We start from the raw sequence: 18,858 nt of genomic DNA on the forward strand, positions 1-18,858 counted from the left end.
TCCTCACGTGGTGAGAAGAGGGCGCAGCGGCCCCGACTGCAGCCGCTGGACGGCCGGGCCGCCGAACCTTCGTCCGATCGAGACGCAGAGCACGGCGACGAGCGATCCGACCAGCGCGGCGACGAGCACGTCGTGCGGGTAGTGCGCGCCGACGTAGACACGGGAGAACGCCATCAGGACGGCGGCGGCGAGCCCCAGCGCGCCCAGGCCCCGGTGGATCATCAGGACGGCGACCGCCGCGGCGAAGGCGACGGTCGTGTGGTTGCTGGGGAAGGCGTAGTCGCTGGGCGCCGGGCACGCCTCCAGCAGGAAGTCGTGGGGAAGGGCGCGGCAGGGGCGCGGCTCGGTGAACACGTCCTTGATGCCGCTGTTCACCAGGTAGGACACCGCCGCGGCCGCGAACCCCGCCAGGGCGCCCGCCATCATGGCGGCCCCGCCGCGCCGTGCGACCCACCAGCCCGCCACCAGCAGGAGGACGAACAGGACCGCGCCGTAGCCGGTCCACCACACCATGGCCTGGTTGAGCCAGTGGGTGTGGCGGGCGAACTCGGTGACGTCGGTGTAGAGGCCCCCGTCGATACGGGAGCCGTCCAACGCCTGGGCCGGGCCGGTGGAGCTGATCACGAGTGGGCTGTCCTTCCACGGACGGGCGGGGCGCACGCTGGACGCGCGGTGAGAGCACGGCGCACTGGACGGCGCACTGGACGGCGCGGCGTCCGTGCGCGCGTAGATATCTACACGACTGTAGACGACAGGTGAACGGGAGGCCGACGGATCGGGAATCACCGGCGAGACGGCGTCCGTGACTGTTCTTGAACCGGTGATCGCCGCGGTGGGGGAGGAGCGCACTCGGCGAGGCCGGCGGACGGCCGAGCCCGCGGCGGCCGGACCTTGTCGCCCGCCATCGGCTTCGGCGCAGGTCGTACGGGGAACGATCTCATCCCAGGCAGGACCGGACCAGCACACGGGGTGCCAGCCATGACCGATTCCGCCCTTCGGCACTACGACGACCTGCGCGCGTTGTTCATCAACTGCACGCTCAAGCGCTCACCGGAGACCAGCAACACCCAGGGCCTGATCGACCTCAGCGCGCACATCATGCGCAAGCAGGGCGTCCACGTGGACGAGGTGCGGGCGGTGGACCACGACATCGCCCCCGGCGTCTGGCCCGACATGACCGAACACGGCTGGCCGAGCGACGAGTGGCCGGAACTCCAGGGCCAGGTGATGGCCGCCGACATCCTCGTCCTGTGCGGGCCGATCTGGCTGGGCGACAACAGCTCCGAGATGAAGAAGGTCATCGAGCGCCTGTACGGCAACTCGGGGATCCTCAACGAGCACGGCCAGTACGCCTACTACGGCCGCGTCGGCGGCTGCCTGATCACGGGGAACGAGGACGGGATCAAGCACTGCGCGATGAACGTCCTCTACAGCCTGCAGCACCTGGGGTACACCATCCCCCCGCAGGCCGACGCGGGCTGGATCGGCCCTGCGGGACCGGGCCCCTCCTACCTCGACGCCGGTTCGGGCGGCCCGGAGAACGACTTCACCAACCGCAACACCACCTTCATGACCTGGAACCTCCTGCACCTGGCGCGGATGCTCAAGGACGCGGGCGGCATTCCGGCCCACGGCAACCAGCGCTCGGAATGGGAGGCCGGCTGCCGCTTCGACTTCGAGAACCCCGACTACCGCTAGCCGCCCCGCACGGCTGCGAGGTCTCAGCGCGCGGCATCGCGGCCGCGCGCCGAGGCGACACCCGGCACGCTGCTCATGCCTGGCACGGCGTCTCGCACCGCCCGGCCGTGAGGAGCCGGAACATGTGCGCCCCGGGTGGTCGCCGGTGAGTTCAGCTCATCGTTCCGGAGTGGCGCGAGGCGGGCGGTCGGCGGCGGGTCACTTCGAGGAGGTCTGGACGACGAGTTCGGCGAACACGCGGACCCGGGCGGTCTGCCGGCCGACCGGCCAGAGCAGTCCGTACTCGATCGGCGGCGCGTCGTGGAAGGGGACGATGGTGACGTCCGGGCGCGAGAAGTACCGCATGGCCCGGACGCAGGTGGTCGAGACGCCCTTGCCCGAGCCGACCAGCGAAAGGATCTCCTGCCAGTAGGTCGCGCCGGGGCCGTGGGGGATGGGCTGCCCGGACGGGGTGCGGCGGGGGTAGTAGGCGTCCAGCCAGTACTGCGGGACGGTCTCGCCCGTCACGGGGATCAGTGTGGTGTGGGCGAGGTCCTCGACCGACACCGACGGGCGTGCGGCGAGCGGATGGTCCGTGGGGACCATGAGCGCGCGGCGTTCGGAGAACACCACGGACCCGACGGCGATGTCGGGTTCGCGGATCGGGAACTCGGTGAGCTGCAGATCGACCTCGCCGGCGCGCATCGGGCCCAGCGGGTCGGTGAGCTGCACACCGCCACGTCGTCCGCCAAGATCCGGCAGCTCAACCAGTGGATCCGCACCTCCGGCGAGTACGACGCGGTCGTCGACTTCAACAAGGCCGTCGCCGACCCGAGCGACCCCGAGCGGCTGCGCCCGGACTTCGACAGCAGCGACCACAAGCACCCCAACGGGGCCGGCTACCGGGCCATGGCCGACGCGGTGAACCTCGCCGACCTGCGCTGACCGGACCGCTCTGACCGGACCGCTCTGACCGGACCGCTCTGACCGGACCGCTCTGAGCCGACCGCTCTGAGCCGACTGCTCTGAGCCGACCGTTTTGACAGACGCCGCCGCCCCGCCCGGGACGCGCCCGGGCGGGGCGGTGCCCTTCGAACAGGAACCTCATGGACACCACCGGTGCGCCTCCGGCGCATCTGGCCTCGCTGCTGCGGCACTTCGCCGACCTGCGCGACGGCACCCACGGCCACCCGCCCGCCCGCCCAGTTCGCGACCGGTCCGGCAAGGAACAGCTGTTCCTGCAGGCGGTGCCGCTCGTCGACCCCTATGCCCGCCAGGTCCTGGCGGAGATGAACATCCACCTCCTGCAGGGCACCGGCCAGGTCCACGCGACCGGCGTCCGCCGCACTCAGGAACGCGGCCTGGACGCCCGGTGGGAGCTGTCCTGGCCCGTGCAGCGGGCCGCCGGCCTCACACCGGTCCGCCTGCATGCCTTCTACGGCGCCGGATTCCATCACCCGCACCTACAGGGAGGAACCGTCGGCCAGTGGCCGCTGAATGTCGTCACCCCGCAGGAGGCCGCCGCCGAGCTTCCCACGCTCCGCGCCATTGCCGCCGCCGACTTGCACAACCTCGTCTTCCAGGGCAGCCACCGGATCGTCCCCGCCCCCGGCGAGGAGGATCCGGCGTGACCACCGAACCGATCACCGAACCGATCAGCGAACCGATCACCGAACCGGTCTCCGGGACGTCCACCGGAACGTCCACTGCGAAGGCGGCCCCGGCGGTGCCGGTCGCGCTCCTGGCACTGGCCGTCGGCGCCTTCGGAATCGGCCTCACCGAGTTCGTCATCGCGGGCCTGCTGCCCGAGATCTCCACCGATGTCGGGGTCTCCATCCCGTCGGCGGGCCTGCTGGTCTCCGCGTACGCGATCAGCGTCGCCGTCGGCGCTCCGCTGCTGACGGCCGCCGGCACCCGCGTCCCGCGCAAGACCATGCTCGCGGGACTCATGGCGCTGTTCATCGCGGGCAACCTGATCTCCGCGCTGGCCCCGTCCTACGGCGTCCTGATGGCCGGACGGATCGTCGCCGCCCTCACCCACGGCGCCTTCTTCGGCATCGGCTCGGTGGTCGCGGCGAACCTGGTCGCCCCGGCCAGGAAGGCCTCGGCGGTGGCCCTGATGTTCACCGGGCTCACCGCCGCCAACGTGCTCGGCGTGCCGCTGGGCACCGCGCTCGGCCAGCAGTTCGGCTGGCGCTCGACTTTCTGGGCGGTCACCGCCATCGGCGTGGTCAGCCTGGTCGGCATCGCCCTGCTCGTCCCGGCCCGGCCCACCGAGGCGTCCGGAGGCCTGCACGCCGAACTGCGGGTGTTCCGCCGGGTCCAGGTCTGGCTCGCGCTGGCCGTCACCGCGCTCGGCTTCGGCGCGGTCTTCGGCACGGTCACCTACCTCGCCCCCATCATGACCCGCGTGGCCGGCTTCGGCTCGGGCGCGGTGCTATGGCTGCTGGTGCTGCTCGGAGCGGGACTGTTCGTCGGCAACCTGGTCGGCGGCCGGGCCACCGACCGCCGCCCCATGCCCGCGCTCTACACCTCGCTCGCCGGCATCACGCTGGTCCTGGCCGTGTTCACGGCGACGGCGCACGCCCGGATCCCCGCCGCGCTGACGCTCGTGGCCCTCGGCATCACCGGCTTCATGCTCGTGCCCGCCGTCCAGACCCGGGTGATGGACGAGGCGGCGGACGCGCCCGCGCTCGCGTCGGCCGCCAACATCGCCGCCTTCAACCTCGGCAACGCCATCGCCGCCTGGCTCGGCGGCAGCGCGATCGACGCCGGTCTCGGATACACCGCCCCGGCCTGGATCGGGGCGCTTCTCGCCGGGGCCGGCATGCTCGTCGCGGTCCTGGCCGGCACTCTCAACCGCCGAAAGCGCCTCCACCCGTCCCTCACCAACCAGAACTGAGCATCCCGCAGACAACCGCCACAGCGGCCCGCGGTCAAACCCCGGACAAGTCCCGTACCGGCAGGCCTGCTGCTCCACCAAGACGCCGGATTCTTCTGGAAAACCCCCGAACCGGTGATGTATGACCTGCATCTCATGAAGCGCACAGAGTCCATCGAGAACGGGGAAACAGCATGCGACTCAGCAGCAGGATCACGCGTCCGGCGATCGTGGCGTTCACCGCCGGGCTGGCGCTTGCCACGGGGGCGACCGCCGCGAGCGCCGCCGACCAGCAGGCCGCGGCTGGCCACCGCCTCACGCCCTTCGGCTACGGCAAGGTGCGGATCGGGGAGTCCGCCAAGGCCGTGCTCCGCTCCGGCGCCGTCGTGGTCAAGCACCGCGACCGCTCCTGCATCGGCTACGACCTCAAGGGTCACCCGACCGGCCGGAACAACGTCGGCGGCTACATCTCCACCAGGTACGGCGTCGCGATGATCACGGCCCCCAAGGGGGTCTCGACCACCCGCGGCATCCACGCCGGCTCGTCCCTGGCCCAGCTCAAGCGCGCCTACCCGGGCGTCCACCGCACCATCCACGGGTACTACGACGTCACCGCGCCGGGCAACCGCAAGGCCCTGTACTCCTTCGGAGTAGGCCACGGCAAGGTCACCGCCGTCATGCTCGAGCTCAAGCGCCAGGACTGCTTCAACTGAGCGCAGGGGTTTCGCGACCTGGGTGTTTTCGCGATCAGGGCGCTGACCTGCGCTCGGGTGCGTTGGTGGTGTGAGCCAATGCTTGGCGATGAGGGATGTTGATCTGCCCTCGCATGCGGCCGTGTGAACCGCCCGCGGGGGTGCCGCGTCCCACGGGCATCACACCCACCCTCCGGGAGACGCCATGCCCGCGCGGATCATCGCCGCCCTCGTCGTCCTCGCCGCCGCCGTCACGGGCTGCTCGTCCGAGAAGTTCAGAGCAGGCCCGGCCACGCCTACAGCGCGCCCGGCCACGTCGAGCGCGCCAGCCCCCGCTCCATCGAGCAGCCCGGCCGCGCTGACCTTCGGGATGCCGGTGAGGGCCGCCACCACGGACGTCGAGGCATTCGTGACGGCGCTCGCCTACCGGCAGCCGCTCCGCTCCACGCGGCACCCAGAGCGGCCCGGCTACGAGTACGCGGGCGCCGAGGTCAAGACGTGCCTTCGGCGGTCGGCGGCCGGGATGGCGACGGTGGCTTGGTCGAGCTGGACGATCCGGTTCGCCGACTCGACGGCGGCCACGCCCGCTGAATCGTGGTCGGCGGACGCATTCTCGGTGCCGCTGTACCCGGCCAGTCCGCGGACGATTCGGCCGGGTGTGTGCGTGCGAGGGTGGGTGGTGTACGAGGTGCCGCGCGGGAAGCGGGCCGTCAGTGTCACCTACGCGGCGCCGAGCCCCGACTCTCCGATCCCGCCGATCGACTGGACGGTCCAGGCCGGCGGGATTGCGCGCCCAACGCTCCGGCCGTCCCCCTGACGTGTAAGGCCCCCGCGCCGTAGCCTGAGGTTGTCGAGACGCTCAGGAAGGTGCAGGGCCCTATGACGCAGAATGCTCCCCCGGAGACCGTGGGCGTTCGGATCGCTCGGGCGAGAAAGCGCCGCGGCCTCACGCAAGTCGGTCTCGCGAGCAAGAGCCAGTATTCGCGCGGTCACATTGCTCAGGTCGAGGCAGGGCAGAAGATCGCCACGCCTTCGTTCGTCGCCGCCGCGGCTGCCGCGCTCGGCATGGACGCGGCCGAGCTGTACGGTCAGCCCTACCAGGCGCGCGGCCACGACGACCGTGTTCATGCGTTCATCCCGGAGCTGCGGCGCGTCCTGGCATACGTGGACGTCGGCCCCGAACTGGAGGGCCAGCCGCGCGATCTCGACGTCCTCGCCGCCGAGGTCGCGACTGCCCGCCGCCTGCTCCTGGACGCCAAGTTGAGCCGTCTCGGCGGCATCCTGCCAAGCGTCCTTGAAGAGCTGACGTACTACGCCTACGAGACCGACGACCGAGCCGTCTGGGTGCTGTTGTCCCGGGGCCACTACGCGGCCGTGAGTCTCGCGCGGCGACTCGGGTACACAGGTGACGCGCTCGCGCTCATGGATCGTGCGATGGACGCCGCCCGGCGGTCCCAGGATCCTCACCTGCCGCTCGTGGTGACGTTGCCGCGGACGCTCCTGCTGATGTCCATGGACCAGACTCGACCGGCCTTGACGCTGCTCGACCGAGCCTCGGCGCAGATCGACCCGGGCCTTCCGGACGCGGATGAGGTTGCCGGAGCGCTCGAACTCCGCTCCGCGATCACCGCAGCCCGCTCGCCGCGCAACGCCTCGCGGGCATGGGACTACCACGGCCGGGCGCTCGACCGGGTCTGGTCGAAGACGCATCGCGCGCCTGTGCATGATCTCCAGTTCACGGCCGCGAACGTCGCCGTTCACGGCGTGGCCGTGGCGGTCGAGCTGGGCGACCTGGACGAAGCGGCACGGCGGGATCACGAGATCGGCGAGCGCACGCTGAACGCGCTGCCACCTGAGCGCCGCGCGCATCACGAGATCGACATGTCGCGCGTGCATGTCGAGGTCGGCGACTACGGCAAGGCACTGGAACGGCTCGCGAGCGCCGACCGGATTGCTCCGCAAATGGTCACCTTTCACCCGACGGCGCGGTCCGTGGTGGCGCATCTCGTGGACGTCCGGCGGTCGTTGCCCGAGTCGCTGCGCCGTCTCCACTCACGCATGAGCGCTTAACACGGGAGCGCCGGTCCGACAAGGCGGTCGCTGCACCACTTTGGAACACTACGGAACGCCAGCGCGGCGAATCTGTGTGTTGTGAGAGAGACACGCCAACCGCAACAGGATGAGGACCGAGAAGCCGCCCCGCCGGACGGCGTCCTCCAGCCACGCCGCGAGCGCCTCGCCGCGTTGGGCGCTCACCTCTGCGGGCAACGTCTCGGAACGGAGCAGGCGGACACGGGTCTCCTCGTGTCCGACCCGGCCCGCCCGAACGTGGGGATGCTCGTCACATGCCTCCCCCGCACCATCGACGCGGACCGCCTGTGGTTCTGGGCCCCTGGAAAGAAGCCGCTCGCCGAGGCCAGCAACATCGCGGACACCGTGATCGCGATCCGCGCCCGCCTGCTCGAACTGGCTGACGAGGACGGTCGGTCATGAAGCGTCGTGCGATCGCAGGAGAGCACGGGCTCACGCTCGATCGCACGGCTCAACCCGGCGCAGGAGGGATCACGCGCCCGCCTGCGCCGTGGGGGGCGTCGCCCGGCCGCCGCTGCTCCGCGGGCGGCCGGGCGACGGCGGAGGAGGAGGTGCGTCGTGCCTGACTGGGTTACCCCCGCCCTTCCCGATCTGGACAAACTGCCGGACCCGGCCACCCTCACCCATAGGCAGGCGCTCGCGCTCGCACTGTGGTCGTTTGACCGCTTCCTGAACGCGATCGTCACGGAGTCTCAGCGTTCGCAGGGGCGCCCGGAGAACCCCGAGGCCGTCCGTGTCTACGGCGACATGATCGAGCGGGCCGCAGCTCGCGCGCGAGCTGCGCGAGCGGAAGTAGACCCGCGGCCCCCAAGACAAAAGGGCGCCCCTGGGGGCCACGGACAGACGGGCCGCCCCGTACCCGGGGCGGGGCGGTCCTCCGTCCGATGACCCGTGGCGAGGCGTGCACCTTGGGGCCACGGCCAGCAGACGAGCCGTCCCGGCGCGGGGAAGCGCCGGGGCGGCTCCGTCGCGTTCGGAGCGCGTCGAGGGCGCGGACGGTCGAAGCGAGCGCAGCGGCGCACTAGGCGAGGCTGGTGATGAGGTCGATGTCCATGAGCCGACCATAGGAACGCCGGGCGCTCGCCGCGTTCCGGGCGACGTTCTGTGGACAAACCCTTGTCGGGACTACCACATCACGCCGAGGCCCCCCCGGAGGGCCCGCTCTGTCCGGCCACGCCGTCCCGAACCAGACGGGCGGCGGTGCCCTCCGCCGCCTCGATCCGCCAGCCCGACGGCAGCAGGCACAGGCGATTCCGATCGAGGACGTGAGCGCGATCCATATTCACATGCTCCGCAAATTTCGCATCTCTGAAGCTGATTTCAGCATTGAACTCTACTGAATTGAACCACGAGATGCCAGTAAACTCTGCATTCTCGAAATCGGCTTCACTGTCGAATCTCGAAGAGTTGAAGTTCGCGGTACTCCTGAACTCCGCTTCGTAAAAGAAAGAGGAGCCGTCAAACTTCACGGAATAGAAGTTGGCGGTGCCGTCGAACTTTGCACCAACAAAGGAGGCAACATCACCGAACCTTGCCTCGGAGAATCCAGTGTAGTCGCTGAACGCTGTGCCGGAGAAGCTGACGGACTCGCTAAACTCTGCACCGCTAAAGCTGGTCTCGGCGCTGAACGTCGCACCAGTAAAGGAGGTGTCTCCCCTGAACCTTGCCATGCCAAATTCGGCGTAGTCGCCGAACCTGGCAATGTCAAAAAGGATGAGGCCACTGAAAATTGTCTCTCGAAAATCCGCTCCATTGGTGAAATTCACGGCACCGAAGTTGGCGTTGCGCAGGGTGCAGCCACTAAGGTTGAAATCGATGAGAGTGGCACCGGCGAGGTCGAGATCAATCTCGGGCCAAAAGGATGCGGAAACTGGGTAAAGGTGGGTTTGGAGGATGCGTTGGGCGGTGAGGCGAACCTGGTGCTCTTCGCGAGAGTCAGAACTCGTTACTCCACCAACTATATGTTGGCCATCGGTGCGCGTCTCTGAATACTGTTCAGCCTCCGGCGATCCAAGCTGGGAGTACGGCATGCGTAGGTAGGCGCAGATGATGTTCGCGATCGTCTGCTGGTGGCTGGGGTTGTCGTTGGCGAGCCGCTCCAAGGTGTACAGGGCCGTGAGTCGTACGGGGGCCTTATCGGAGTCGAGTTGCTCGGCGGCGGCGTTGTACAACTCGGTGATACGCCGCTCGGCGGCATCGTGCTCGGCGTTGCGGGCGAGCCGCTCCTGATGGTCCTGCTGGAAAGCAGCGACCTTCTGCGTGTGCTCGTGCGCAGCCTCGGCGAGATTATGCGCGGCTTCGGCCAGCCGTTGACGCCGGTAGGCCGTCACCAACGCGAACAGGGCCCCGACCCCGGCGACCGTGCCGAGGACGAGCTTGAGGACGTCCAGCAGTTGAGCGAGCGGCAGGCTCTTGGAGTGCTCCACGTGCGGGAACCCCAGCGTGCCCAGCACGATCGTCATCAACGCCACCAGGCCGAGCACGGCCGCGACACCCGCGACCGTCAGCGAACGGCGGATCGGCCAAAGCCCGGCGGCCTCTTCTCGCTTCCGCGCCAGACCTTCGCCCGCGTCCGGCCGATCGGCACCGCCTGCCGCGCCGTTCGGCGCTATCTCGCCCATGCTGCTCAGACGCGGCCGCAACGAGAGGCGTTCACAAGCATCCTCCTCGCAGGCACGAAAACGCCCCGCCTCCCGAAGGAGACGGGGCGCAGTCGGCTGGGCTTTCCCACCCGCCGACCTGGGCAGGCTACGTCAGCGCAGCGCGTGCTTGCCGAGCCAGCCCGCCGCGAAGGTGAGCGCGGCCGTGATGACGGCGGTGACGAGCGCCTGAAGCGGGTCGGCCAGCCCGGACAGGCCCGGCAGCTTGACGACGAGATAGCCCACGACGGCCGCCGCGATGAGCGCCGCCGCCGAGGCGGCCGTGACCTTGCTCTCTACGGGTGCGGACATGTCACTCCTCAGGTGCGCGGGGGCCATGCCCACGTGCCGGGCTCGATGGGGCGGCCGGGCGGGGCCGGCGGGACGTTGGGAACGGCCTCGGCGACGCCGAGCGGGGTGAATACGGAGAGGTGGACGTGTTGGTCGTCGTCGAGCGCGGGGACGGTTCCGGCCTCGACGGCGGCCGGGTCGAGGGTGGCAAGTTTGGCGGTGATGATGGCTGCGCGGAGCGTCTGGCCCTCGCCGGTGTCCCGGTAGTAGACGCTGCCGCCGAGCCCAAGGTTTCCCGGTGGGTCGGACACGCCGACCCTGGTTCACCCTGTGGGTCTACGGCCTTTACATCCCGGACACGACGGGGACGGATCGCTGCCCGTCTCTCGGTTCGTCAAGCGGCCTGTGCCCCTCCATGGCAGGATCATGGCGACGTGGCGGTCGTGGAGGAGTTCGATAGTGCCGTTGCATGCGGGCACCGCCCTCGGCCAACGCGGCGGCGTGGAGAAGTTCCGAGACGGAGGACGCGTGGCAGCAGCGCGAGTACTGGTGATCGGTCTCGACCCCGCCAAGGCCGAGGGTTGGGATCCGGCGCCGATCCAGGCGGCGCTGGCACGCGGCCAGGCCCGGTTCGACGAGCACGGCATCGAGGCCGATGTTTGCCTTGTGGCGCTCGACGAGAACCCCGAGGAGACGATCGTCGGGGCGCTGACCAGCGGAGACCACGCCTGCGTGGTGGTCGGGGGCGGCATCCGCAAGCACGAGCCGCTGCTCGAGTTCTTCGAGAAGGTGGTCAACCTGGTCCGGCAGCACGCGCCCGACGCGGCCATCGCCTTCAACACCAGCCCCGAGGACAGCGCCGACGCGGCGCTGCGGTGGCTGCGCTGACCCTCGGACTCGCGGCCGGGAAGGCGCGCCTACACGGCGTCGACCGGCTTGGTCGCGGTTCCTTGGCGCGGATAGTGCAGGTCGAACGCGGGACGCTCCGACCGGATCTGCGGGATCGAGCGGAAATTGTGGCGTGGGGGCGGGCATGAAGTGGCCCACTCCAGGGACGAGCCGAATCCCCAAGGGTCGTCGACCTCGACCCGCTCGGCCTTCTTCCACGTGATGTAGACGTTGTAGAGGAACGGCAGCACGGACGCGCCGAGGATGAACGAGAAGATCGAGGAGGCCTCGTTCAGCCCGGTGAACTCGCTGGCGTAGTCGGCGTACCGGCGCGGCATGCCCTCGGCGCCCAGCCAGTGCTGGATCAGGAACGTGCCGTGGAAGCCGATGAACAGCAGCCAGAAGTGGATCTTGCCGAGCCGCTCGTTCAGCATCTTCCCGGTGAACTTCGGCCACCAGAAGTAGAAGCCCGCGAACATCGCGAACACCACGGTGCCGAAGACGGTGTAGTGGAAGTGCGCGACGACGAAATAGGTGTCCGACAGCTGGAAGTCCATCGGCGGGGACGCCAGGATGACGCCGGTCAGGCCACCGAACAGGAAGGTGACCAGGAAGCCGAGCGCCCACAGCATCGGCGTCTCGAACGTCAGTTGCCCTCGCCAGATCGTCCCGACCCAGTTGAAGAACTTCACACCTGTCGGCACGGCGATCAGGAACGTCATGAACGAGAAGAACGGCAGCAGCACCTGTCCGGTGACGAACATGTGGTGTGCCCACACGGCCATCGATAGACCGGCGATGCTGATGGTCGCGAAAATGAGGCCGATGTAGCCGAACAAGGGCTTGCGGCTGAACACCGGCAGAATCTCGGTCACGATGCCGAAGAAGGGCAACGCGATGATGTACACCTCTGGATGGCCGAAGAACCAGAAGAGGTGCTGCCAGAGCAGTTCGCCGCCGTGCGCGCCGTCGTACACGTGCGCGCCGAACTTGCGGTCGGCCTCCAGGGCCAGCAGCGCCGCGGCCAGGACCGGGAACGCCAGCAGGACCAGGACCGAGGTCAGCAGGACGTTCCACACGAAGATCGGCAGCCGGAACATGGTCATACCCGGGGCCCGCATGCACAGGATCGTGGTGATGAAGTTGACCGCACCCATGATCGTGCCGAAGCCCGACATGGCCAGGCCCATCACCCACATGTCACCGCCGACGCCCGGCGAGCGCACGGCGCTCGAGAGCGGGGCGTAGCCGGTCCAGCCGAACGGCGCGGCGCCGCTCGGGGTCAGGAAGGCCAGCACGACGATCAGGCTGCCGAACAGGTACAGCCAGTACGCCAGCATGTTCACGCGCGGGAACGCGACGTCCGGCGAGCCGATCTGCAGCGGCATGATCACGTTCGTGAAGCCGGCGAACAGCGGGGTCGCGAACATCAGCAGCATGATCGTGCCGTGGATCGTGAACGACTGGTTGAACTCCTCGTTGCTGAGTATCTGGAGTCCGGGCCTGAGGAGTTCGGCCCGAATGAGCATGGCAAGAACGCCGCCGAACAGAAAGAAGGCGAAGGAAGTGATCAGATAGAGGTAACCGATCTTCTTGTGGTCGGTCGTCGACATCCAGTCGGCGACCAGTCTCCCCTTGCTCGTCCGGGGCGTCGGAACGGCTTCCTTTGCGGGTTCTGCGGTTCTCATGTTCGTCCGTCGGGCTCGGGTGATTCTGCGGATCGGCGTCTGGCGCGATGGTGCGGCGGTGCCCTATGCGTCCGTCCCCGCTCTGCGCTTCTCGTGAAGATCTACCAGGAGGGCCGACGCGGGCAACGCTCCGCCGCGTAAATAATCACGCCCAATTGGGCATGAACAGGCATGCGCCAAACTGTGCGATTAAGGACGGAACCATGCCGTGGCCGACGCGACAGGAGAGCCCGAACGGAGGGCACAAGCCCGTGTGGGGTTCACGGGAAGGACGTGGACGGGCCGGAGCCGGCGTTCAAGCCCGAAATGTGGGCGATCTTGCTAGCTTGCGTTAAGGGTGGCGCGTTCGATCTCCGAGGAGGAGCCATGACCGTCTCGCAGGGAATCACGGCCGGGCCGCGCGAGGTGCTGGCGCGGTATCAGCGGGCGTCGATCGACCAATCGCTCGACACCATGCTCGACCTGTACGCCGAGGACGCCGTGCACGAGTTCCCCTTCAGTCGTCCGGGCATCCCGTCGGAGCTGCGCGGACGCGGGGAGATCCGCGCCTTCCTGGAAGCGGTATGGAAGGACGGCCCGCTCCGCTATGACGCTTATCGCGATGTGGTGGTGCGCGACACCGGCGACCCCGAGGTCATCGTCGTCGAGCAGTTCGCGGTCGGGTTCTCGAACGCGACCGGACGCGACTTCGCGCTTCCCAACATCGTCGTCATGACGGTCCGCGACGGCCGGATCGTCCACTTCAAGGACTACGTGAACATCCTGGCCGCCAGCGAAGCCCTGGGAATGGCGCTCCCGTCCTGAGTCGTGGCCGTGTCCGGCGGACCTTCACCGGTCGGCGCGGGTTCGCCCGGCACCGTCGCTTTCCGAGTTTCCCGAGTGCGCCCACGGCCGGCAGCGGCGGTCGGCCAGCGACGGGCGATCCTGGCGCGCTGGGTCTGATCGCTCACCGGCAGGTAGACCATGCGGAAGCAGGCGTCCTCGGCCTCGACCAGCCAGCGGATCGCGGAACGCTCGTCCCGGGACCAGCAGCCGTAGTCCACCACCACGTCGGTGCCCACCTTGACCGCCTCCAGGGCGAGCCAGAGCATGCGCCCTTCCAGCACGTCGCGCTTTCCCTCCGGCTCGCCCTCGCCGAACAGCAGAACAACCCCGTGAACTTCGCCGTGGCCGCGCTCACGGCCGAAGAACGCCCGATGCCGGGCGTCTCCCGTGACCACATCAGGATCACGCCCACCCACATCGTCTCCTGGCACATCGACGGCCCCCCGGGCGAGCCGCAAGGCCTGACCGCGAGTCGACGGGCATACCGCCGTTCAGGACGGCCTTGGATCATCCTTGGACGGCTCGCCCCAACGTCGAACACGCGCCGGGGGCAGGCCTTACGATCTCGGCATGGCAACGCGAGTGGTGCAGATCAACATGAAGGCCCACGACCCGGCCGCACTCGGCCGGTTCTGGGCGGAGGCGCTCGGCTGGGACGTCGAGCACGAGGACATCGGCAGCAGCGTCCACCCCGTCGGCTACTCCTACCCCGACCCCTCCGCCGTCGGCATGGACCTTCTCGCCCGTCCGGAGCCCAAGACGGCCAAGAACCGGGTGCACTTCGACCTGTCCACCACCTCGGCCGCCCACCAGGCGGAGCTGGTCGCGCGCCTCCGGGAACTCGGCGCGACCCTCGCCGACGTGGGCCAGGGCGACGTCCCCTGGACGGTCATGGCCGACCCGGAGGGCAACGAGTTCTGCGTCCTGGAGCCCCGGCCGGTCTACGAGGGCATCGGCCCGATCGCCGCCGTGGTCGTCGACTGCGCCGACCCGCGGGTCATGGCCCACTTCTGGGACGGGGCGATGGACTGGACCCTGCACGAGACCACCGACGACCGCGCGTCCCTGCGCTCGGCGAAGGCCGTCGGGCCCTACCTGGAGTTCGTCCGCACCCCCGAGCCCAAGACCGTGTGGAATCGCGCCCACCTCGACATCGCCCCCTACGTCGGCGACGAACTGGCGGACGAGGAGGCCCGCCTGCGCACCCTGGGCGCCACCGCCCCCGACATCGACCAGTCCGAGATGTACTGGAGGGTCCTCGTCGACCCCGAGGGCAACGAGTTCTGCCTCCTCAAGCCCCGCTGACCTCACACAACACGCCGGCGCATCAAATCGGGGGAGCCCCATGGGCAGGCACGACTCGACCGGTGACGGTCACCGGCCCGGCCGGCCCATCCCGCCTGACAAGAAGGACAACGACAACACCGGCGGTGGCGGAAAGCGCGGCAAGTGAGCGCTCGTCCGTCGATCGACGAGCTGGCCGTCCGTCTGGTCGACCAGCTCGTCCGGGACGGTCATCTGAGGTCCGGGCTCGCTCACGGCACGGACGTCCACTTGGTCGTCGGTGACGGGACCGATGGCCATCCTGACCACGCGCCCTACGATCGAATGCATGTGACCTGCGGCGTTACGACCGTCCCGCATACCTGGATCAGGCAGATACGGCCGGGTGGAGTGATCGTCCTGCCGTGGATGCCGGAGCGACGGTCTCGGGTCTTCGTGCGGTTTCAGGGGATGAGGACGAGTTTGCCGCGGACGCCGCCGGCGGTCAGGCGAGCGTGGGCCTCGGCGGCTTCGGCGAGGGGGAGGCGTTCGCCGACGGTGGTGCTCAGGACGCCTTCGGACGCCAGGCGGGACAGTTCGCGGAGGCGGTCGGTGTCGAACCGGGCGCCGATCACCTGCGGCTTGATGCCGCGCGCCTCGGTGAACGGTCCGCCCGGGACCCAGAACTCGGGCACGACGGTCACGTAGCGGCCCCCGTCCCGGACGGCGTCGAAGGCGGCCTGGGCGCGGGCGCCGCCGACGGTGTCGAGCGCCGCGTCCACCGGGCCCTGTCCGTTCGGGACGACGGTGATGCCCTGGTGCTCGGCGATTTGGACGGTCAGCGACCCGACCGCGCCGCGCGGGCCGTTCACCAGCAGTGTCGCCCCGGGTGCGAGGTCGAGGGCGGACAGGGCCTCGAACGCGGTCAGTCCTGCGAGGGGGAGTGCGGAGGCGTGGGCGGCATCCATGCCATTCGGGGCGTGGGCGAGCAGCCGGGTGGGAAGCGTGACGAACTCGGCGTATGCCCCGATCTGGGTGTTCTTGTGGGCTGTGATGGCGATGACCTCCGTCCCGGACGGCCATTCGGGTGTGCCGATCTCGATGGTTCCGGCCAGGTCGTATCCGGGGACGAGCGGCAGTCGCGGCTCGTCCGCCCAGGGGTAGCGGCCCTCCCGCATGCCGAGGTCGGCCGGGTTCACCGACACGGCCGTGACCTTGACGACGACCTCGTCGGGGCCGGGCTCGGCAACGGGCAGGCGGACGGGCTTCAGGTTCTCAGACGGTCCGAAGGTCTCGACCGCCATGGCTAGCGTCTCCATGCGGACGACGTTAGGAGCGTCCGCGCGGGCTGTCGTTAACCCAGGTTCATCGCCATCCGGGAACGGATCCGGCTCAGCGCCACGGGCGTCACCCCGACGAAGGACGCGATCTGCCGCTGAGTCAACCGTCCGCTGAGATGTGGATAAGCGGTGAGGAAGTCGCGGTACCGGGTCTCGGCGTCGTCCAGCAGCAGGGCACGTTGCCGTTCCTCCTGCTGCAGGTAGAGGCGGTCGGTGAGCCTCGCCAAAGCCCGTCCCCACGACGGATGACCGGCGCAGAGCTCGTCGAAGGCCGGGCGGGAGGCGACCAGCAGCCGCGACTCCTCCAACGCCTCGGCCGTCGCGTGCGTCGGAGAGTCGCGCAGCACCGCCCCGTACGCGCACACCAGCTCGTCCTCGGCGCGGAACCCGAGCGCGCGTTCGCGCCCGTCCGCCGTCGAGTACCAGAGGGCGAGCAGGCCACGTGTCACGAAGGCGACCTTGTCGGCGGGCTCCCCGGCCCGGAACAGCAGCTCACCGCGCCGCAGCACGGCAGGACGGAACACCCGCCGCGTCCTCGGCAACTCGTCCCGCGGGATGTCGGCAAGCCGGATCAGGTACCGATCAAGCGCCTCGTGCCCATCCATGCCCGTCCTCCCCGAAATGCCCCGATCTCCACTGATCCTATGCGTCGCCCCGATCCTGGGCGCCGTCCGCAAGCCTGCTCGCGCCCTGCCGGCGGATCTTGAACTTCAGGTGCAGGACGAGCGGTGGGCGGGCACCCGGCCGACGTACTCCATCACCTCGGTGTTCCCGAGAGGACGGTGATCCAGCCGCGTGCCCGCCGACGTGCTCTTCGTGGTGATCGTCAGTTCTGGAAGGCGGCGGCGTGGGCGGCGACCCAATCGGCGTAGGTGCGTGCGGGACGGCCGAGAACCCGCTCCACCGCGTCGGTCACGACCTCGGCCGGGCCGGTGCCGCGGGCGTACCTGGCCAGTAGCGCCTCGACGAACGGCTTCGGCATGCCGCGCTGGAGCATCCCCTCCTTGGACGCGTCCGGAGAAGCCTCCAGGAAGCGCAAGGGGCGGCCGGTCACCTCGCCGATGACGGCCACCTGCTCCTCGTGGGACAGCGATCGCGGTCCGGTCAGCCGCAGCCTCTGGCCCGCCGGTCCGGTGCCGAGCAGCGCCCGGGCGCCGACCTCCGCCACGTCCACCTCGTGGATCAGGGGCTCGGCGAAGGCCGCGTACGGGCCGCGGACGACGTCACCGGCGCGGAGCTGAGGGGCCCACGTGCGCAGCGTGTTGGCCGCGAAGGAGGCGGCCCGCAGGCTCACCCACTCCAAGCCGCTCGCGACAGCGGCGTCCTCGACCTCCTTGTTCCTGTCGCCCTGGAAACGCGACGGCTGCTCGGACAGGTCGTCCTCAACGTTGACGGCCGACAGCACCACCACCCGCTCGACGCCTCGCTCCTTCGCGAGTGCCAGCAGCTCGGCGGCGGCCTCCCTGACGGCGCGCGGGTGCAGGAACAGTGAATGGACGCCTTTCAGGAGGGGGGCGATGGTCGCGGGCTGCGAGGGATCGCCCGCCATGACCTGCACGCCTGCGCGGGGTTCGGCGGCCTGCGGCGTGCGGGTGACGGCGCGCACGTCGGCGCCTTCGCGGACGAGCCGGTCGACCAGCGGCCGTCCGATGGTGCCGGTCGCTCCGGTGACAAGGATCATGGCGGGCGCCTCTCTGCGGTGGGTGCGTGGACGGCATCTCGGCTCGGGACGCCCAGGTGAGCCGCCAGGGCGTCCATCTAATATGTGGAACATATCGTATGAAACTCAAATCACCTCTCGCCGGGGCCCGCGTCCCGGAGGCGACGGAGTCGATCGCGGGTGCGCTTCCCGGGGCCGGTGTGCACGAAGCTGGGGGCATGAGCATCCCGAGTGACGAGGTTTCGCGAGGACGGGCGGGTTACCGGCGGTCGGCGGGCTCGCCGCGTGGCGAGGCCCGGCGCCGGGAACTGCTGGAACGCGTCGTCGAGGACCTCGCGGCCAACGGGCTCGTGGACTTCTCGCTCCGGCGTGCGGCGCGGGCGGCCGGTACGACGCACAAGGTGCTGCTCTACCACTTCGACGGAGTCGACGACCTGCTCAGGCAGGCGATCTTCAAGCTGCGCGAACGGCGGATCGACAATGCGCTGGCAGTAGCGGAAGTGGGCGCGGGTGCGGGCCGGACGCTGGCGGACCGCGTGCGCGCCATCTGGCCGACGCTCCGGGAGGAGGAGCCGGGGCTGCGGCGGGTGCTCGACCAGGCCATCGGCCTGGCGATGTACGACCCGGACCGGTACGCCGAACTCGCCCGGGAGGCTTCGCGGCAGTATCTGCCCGTCCTGCGGTCCCTGTGTCCGGACGACTGGTCCGACCGACGCAGGACGGAGGTTTCCCAGATGATCCTCGCGACGCTTCGGGGCTTCCTGCTGGAGCGGCTGACCAGTGGAGACGCCGACGGCGTCAACGCGGGGTTCGAGGGGTTGATCCGGATGCTGGAGCGGGAGGAGTCCGTCGGCGGATGACTCCTGCACGGCCCCGGCGCGGGGCCGGGCTCAGGGGATGGACGGCTTGCGAACCGCGTGGTT

Annotated in this window: 22 protein-coding genes and 1 pseudogene; 13 read left to right on the forward strand and 10 right to left on the reverse strand. The window is 69.5% G+C overall.

Annotated elements, in window-relative coordinates:
* Nucleotides 1-3: 3 nt before the first annotated feature.
* A complete protein-coding gene (locus AB0L06_RS29555) occupies nucleotides 4-624 on the reverse strand; it encodes a phosphatase PAP2 family protein (RefSeq protein WP_500234389.1) in 621 nt (206 codons plus the stop codon).
* Nucleotides 625-978: 354 nt separating this feature from the next.
* On the opposite strand from AB0L06_RS29555, the gene AB0L06_RS29560 reads away from it, so the two are divergent.
* Entirely contained in the window at nucleotides 979-1,698 is a 720-nt protein-coding gene (locus AB0L06_RS29560) for a flavodoxin family protein (RefSeq protein ID WP_500234390.1), read from the forward strand.
* Between the two features lie 198 nt (nucleotides 1,699-1,896).
* Here the strand turns inward: AB0L06_RS29560 and AB0L06_RS29565 are convergent, their stop codons facing one another.
* Nucleotides 1,897-2,382 (reverse strand): LysR substrate-binding domain-containing protein, encoded by a 486-nt coding sequence (locus tag AB0L06_RS29565; RefSeq protein ID WP_500234585.1) that lies wholly within the window; start codon nucleotides 2,380-2,382, stop codon nucleotides 1,897-1,899.
* Between AB0L06_RS29565 and AB0L06_RS29570 the strand changes: the two genes are divergently transcribed.
* The 7 genes from AB0L06_RS29570 (at nucleotide 2,266) to AB0L06_RS29600 (ending at nucleotide 7,743) form a co-directional block, all read left to right on the forward strand.
* The gene (locus tag AB0L06_RS29570; RefSeq protein ID WP_500234593.1) at nucleotides 2,266-2,622 is read left to right on the forward strand and encodes a hypothetical protein; all 357 of its coding nucleotides are present in this window, start codon (nucleotides 2,266-2,268) and stop codon (nucleotides 2,620-2,622) included. The genes AB0L06_RS29565 and AB0L06_RS29570 overlap by 117 nt on opposite strands.
* 161 nt (nucleotides 2,623-2,783) lie before the next feature.
* Complete coding sequence (locus AB0L06_RS29575; protein ID WP_500234391.1) at nucleotides 2,784-3,308, forward strand: hypothetical protein; 525 nt, start codon at nucleotides 2,784-2,786, stop codon at nucleotides 3,306-3,308.
* Nucleotides 3,305-4,579 (forward strand): MFS transporter, encoded by a 1,275-nt coding sequence (locus tag AB0L06_RS29580; RefSeq protein ID WP_500234392.1) that lies wholly within the window; start codon nucleotides 3,305-3,307, stop codon nucleotides 4,577-4,579. The genes AB0L06_RS29575 and AB0L06_RS29580 overlap by 4 nt, the downstream gene beginning before the upstream one ends.
* 173 nt (nucleotides 4,580-4,752) lie before the next feature.
* Nucleotides 4,753-5,271 (forward strand): hypothetical protein, encoded by a 519-nt coding sequence (locus AB0L06_RS29585; RefSeq protein ID WP_500234393.1) that lies wholly within the window; start codon nucleotides 4,753-4,755, stop codon nucleotides 5,269-5,271.
* 184 nt (nucleotides 5,272-5,455) lie between these two features.
* Nucleotides 5,456-6,067, forward strand: a complete 612-nt coding sequence (locus AB0L06_RS29590; RefSeq protein WP_500234394.1) for a hypothetical protein — start codon at nucleotides 5,456-5,458, stop codon at nucleotides 6,065-6,067.
* A 62-nt stretch (nucleotides 6,068-6,129) separates the two neighbouring features.
* A complete protein-coding gene (locus tag AB0L06_RS29595; RefSeq protein ID WP_500234395.1) occupies nucleotides 6,130-7,320 on the forward strand; it encodes a helix-turn-helix domain-containing protein in 1,191 nt (396 codons plus the stop codon).
* Nucleotides 7,321-7,554: 234 nt separating this feature from the next.
* Nucleotides 7,555-7,743, forward strand: a complete 189-nt coding sequence (locus tag AB0L06_RS29600) for a hypothetical protein (protein ID WP_500234396.1) — start codon at nucleotides 7,555-7,557, stop codon at nucleotides 7,741-7,743.
* A gap of 731 nt (nucleotides 7,744-8,474) precedes the next feature.
* Here AB0L06_RS29600 and AB0L06_RS29605 read toward each other — a convergent pair.
* The 3 genes from AB0L06_RS29605 to AB0L06_RS29615 form a co-directional block, all read right to left on the reverse strand.
* A complete protein-coding gene (locus tag AB0L06_RS29605; protein ID WP_500234397.1) occupies nucleotides 8,475-9,962 on the reverse strand; it encodes a pentapeptide repeat-containing protein in 1,488 nt (495 codons plus the stop codon).
* Between the two features lie 132 nt (nucleotides 9,963-10,094).
* Nucleotides 10,095-10,292 carry a hypothetical protein gene (locus AB0L06_RS29610; RefSeq protein WP_500234398.1) on the reverse strand — a complete coding sequence of 66 codons (198 nt, stop codon included), beginning with the start codon at nucleotides 10,290-10,292 and terminating at the stop codon, nucleotides 10,095-10,097.
* A gap of 8 nt (nucleotides 10,293-10,300) precedes the next feature.
* Complete coding sequence (locus AB0L06_RS29615; protein ID WP_500234399.1) at nucleotides 10,301-10,582, reverse strand: hypothetical protein; 282 nt, start codon at nucleotides 10,580-10,582, stop codon at nucleotides 10,301-10,303.
* Between the two features lie 217 nt (nucleotides 10,583-10,799).
* On the opposite strand from AB0L06_RS29615, the gene AB0L06_RS29620 reads away from it, so the two are divergent.
* Nucleotides 10,800-11,159 carry a hypothetical protein gene (locus AB0L06_RS29620; protein ID WP_500234400.1) on the forward strand — a complete coding sequence of 120 codons (360 nt, stop codon included), beginning with the start codon at nucleotides 10,800-10,802 and terminating at the stop codon, nucleotides 11,157-11,159.
* Nucleotides 11,160-11,188: 29 nt separating this feature from the next.
* Here AB0L06_RS29620 and ctaD read toward each other — a convergent pair whose 3' ends face one another.
* Nucleotides 11,189-12,847: an aa3-type cytochrome oxidase subunit I gene (gene ctaD, locus AB0L06_RS29625; protein WP_500234401.1), complete on the reverse strand. Its 1,659-nt coding sequence runs from the start codon at nucleotides 12,845-12,847 to the stop codon at nucleotides 11,189-11,191.
* Between the two features lie 366 nt (nucleotides 12,848-13,213).
* Between ctaD and AB0L06_RS29630 the strand changes: the two genes are divergently transcribed.
* The gene (locus AB0L06_RS29630; protein ID WP_500234402.1) at nucleotides 13,214-13,651 is read left to right on the forward strand and encodes a nuclear transport factor 2 family protein; all 438 of its coding nucleotides are present in this window, start codon (nucleotides 13,214-13,216) and stop codon (nucleotides 13,649-13,651) included.
* On the opposite strand, the gene AB0L06_RS29635 is transcribed toward AB0L06_RS29630, so the two are convergent.
* On the reverse strand, nucleotides 13,597-14,088 hold the full coding sequence (locus tag AB0L06_RS29635) for an AAA family ATPase (RefSeq protein ID WP_500234403.1): 492 nt from the start codon (nucleotides 14,086-14,088) through the stop codon (nucleotides 13,597-13,599). The genes AB0L06_RS29630 and AB0L06_RS29635 overlap by 55 nt on opposite strands.
* 154 nt (nucleotides 14,089-14,242) lie before the next feature.
* On the opposite strand from AB0L06_RS29635, the gene AB0L06_RS29640 reads away from it, so the two are divergent.
* Entirely contained in the window at nucleotides 14,243-14,977 is a 735-nt protein-coding gene (locus tag AB0L06_RS29640) for a VOC family protein (RefSeq protein WP_500234404.1), read from the forward strand.
* A 144-nt stretch (nucleotides 14,978-15,121) separates the two neighbouring features.
* A pseudogene (locus tag AB0L06_RS29645) lies at nucleotides 15,122-15,385 on the forward strand (protein-L-isoaspartate O-methyltransferase family protein); the annotation flags it as partial.
* A gap of 14 nt (nucleotides 15,386-15,399) precedes the next feature.
* Here AB0L06_RS29645 and AB0L06_RS29650 read toward each other — a convergent pair.
* From AB0L06_RS29650 to AB0L06_RS29660, 3 genes are all read right to left on the reverse strand, one after another.
* Complete coding sequence (locus tag AB0L06_RS29650) at nucleotides 15,400-16,254, reverse strand: NADP-dependent oxidoreductase (RefSeq protein WP_500234405.1); 855 nt, start codon at nucleotides 16,252-16,254, stop codon at nucleotides 15,400-15,402.
* 35 nt (nucleotides 16,255-16,289) lie between these two features.
* Nucleotides 16,290-16,880: a Crp/Fnr family transcriptional regulator gene (locus AB0L06_RS29655; RefSeq protein ID WP_500234406.1), complete on the reverse strand. Its 591-nt coding sequence runs from the start codon at nucleotides 16,878-16,880 to the stop codon at nucleotides 16,290-16,292.
* A gap of 221 nt (nucleotides 16,881-17,101) precedes the next feature.
* Nucleotides 17,102-17,956, reverse strand: a complete 855-nt coding sequence (locus AB0L06_RS29660) for an NAD(P)H-binding protein (RefSeq protein ID WP_500234407.1) — start codon at nucleotides 17,954-17,956, stop codon at nucleotides 17,102-17,104.
* A gap of 197 nt (nucleotides 17,957-18,153) precedes the next feature.
* Between AB0L06_RS29660 and AB0L06_RS29665 the strand changes: the two genes are divergently transcribed.
* Complete coding sequence (locus tag AB0L06_RS29665; RefSeq protein WP_500234408.1) at nucleotides 18,154-18,795, forward strand: TetR/AcrR family transcriptional regulator; 642 nt, start codon at nucleotides 18,154-18,156, stop codon at nucleotides 18,793-18,795.
* The last annotated feature ends 63 nt before the right edge of the window (nucleotides 18,796-18,858 follow it).

Origin of the sequence: Spirillospora sp. NPDC052269, from assembly GCF_040679435.1 — a bacterium.
GTDB lineage: Bacteria > Actinomycetota > Actinomycetes > Streptosporangiales > Streptosporangiaceae > Spirillospora.

Excerpts from the sequence above, each read along its gene's own strand:
- AB0L06_RS29560 (WP_500234390.1), top strand. The coding sequence starts at position 979 with ATGACCGATTCCGCCCTTCGGCACTACGACGACCTGCGCGCGTTGTTC.
- AB0L06_RS29570 (WP_500234593.1), top strand. The coding sequence starts at position 2,266 with ATGGTCCGTGGGGACCATGAGCGCGCGGCGTTCGGAGAACACCACGGA.
- AB0L06_RS29565 (WP_500234585.1), bottom strand. The coding sequence starts at position 2,382 with ATGCGCGCCGGCGAGGTCGATCTGCAGCTCACCGAGTTCCCGATCCGC.
- AB0L06_RS29575 (WP_500234391.1), top strand. The coding sequence starts at position 2,784 with ATGGACACCACCGGTGCGCCTCCGGCGCATCTGGCCTCGCTGCTGCGG.
- AB0L06_RS29585 (WP_500234393.1), top strand. The coding sequence starts at position 4,753 with ATGCGACTCAGCAGCAGGATCACGCGTCCGGCGATCGTGGCGTTCACC.
- AB0L06_RS29590 (WP_500234394.1), top strand. The coding sequence starts at position 5,456 with ATGCCCGCGCGGATCATCGCCGCCCTCGTCGTCCTCGCCGCCGCCGTC.
- AB0L06_RS29595 (WP_500234395.1), top strand. The coding sequence starts at position 6,130 with ATGACGCAGAATGCTCCCCCGGAGACCGTGGGCGTTCGGATCGCTCGG.
- AB0L06_RS29605 (WP_500234397.1), bottom strand. The coding sequence starts at position 9,962 with ATGGGCGAGATAGCGCCGAACGGCGCGGCAGGCGGTGCCGATCGGCCG.
- AB0L06_RS29610 (WP_500234398.1), bottom strand. The coding sequence starts at position 10,292 with ATGTCCGCACCCGTAGAGAGCAAGGTCACGGCCGCCTCGGCGGCGGCG.
- ctaD (WP_500234401.1), bottom strand. The coding sequence starts at position 12,847 with ATGAGAACCGCAGAACCCGCAAAGGAAGCCGTTCCGACGCCCCGGACG.
- AB0L06_RS29630 (WP_500234402.1), top strand. The coding sequence starts at position 13,214 with ATGACCGTCTCGCAGGGAATCACGGCCGGGCCGCGCGAGGTGCTGGCG.
- AB0L06_RS29640 (WP_500234404.1), top strand. The coding sequence starts at position 14,243 with ATGGCAACGCGAGTGGTGCAGATCAACATGAAGGCCCACGACCCGGCC.
- AB0L06_RS29650 (WP_500234405.1), bottom strand. The coding sequence starts at position 16,254 with ATGGAGACGCTAGCCATGGCGGTCGAGACCTTCGGACCGTCTGAGAAC.
- AB0L06_RS29655 (WP_500234406.1), bottom strand. The coding sequence starts at position 16,880 with ATGGATGGGCACGAGGCGCTTGATCGGTACCTGATCCGGCTTGCCGAC.
- AB0L06_RS29660 (WP_500234407.1), bottom strand. The coding sequence starts at position 17,956 with ATGATCCTTGTCACCGGAGCGACCGGCACCATCGGACGGCCGCTGGTC.
- AB0L06_RS29665 (WP_500234408.1), top strand. The coding sequence starts at position 18,154 with ATGAGCATCCCGAGTGACGAGGTTTCGCGAGGACGGGCGGGTTACCGG.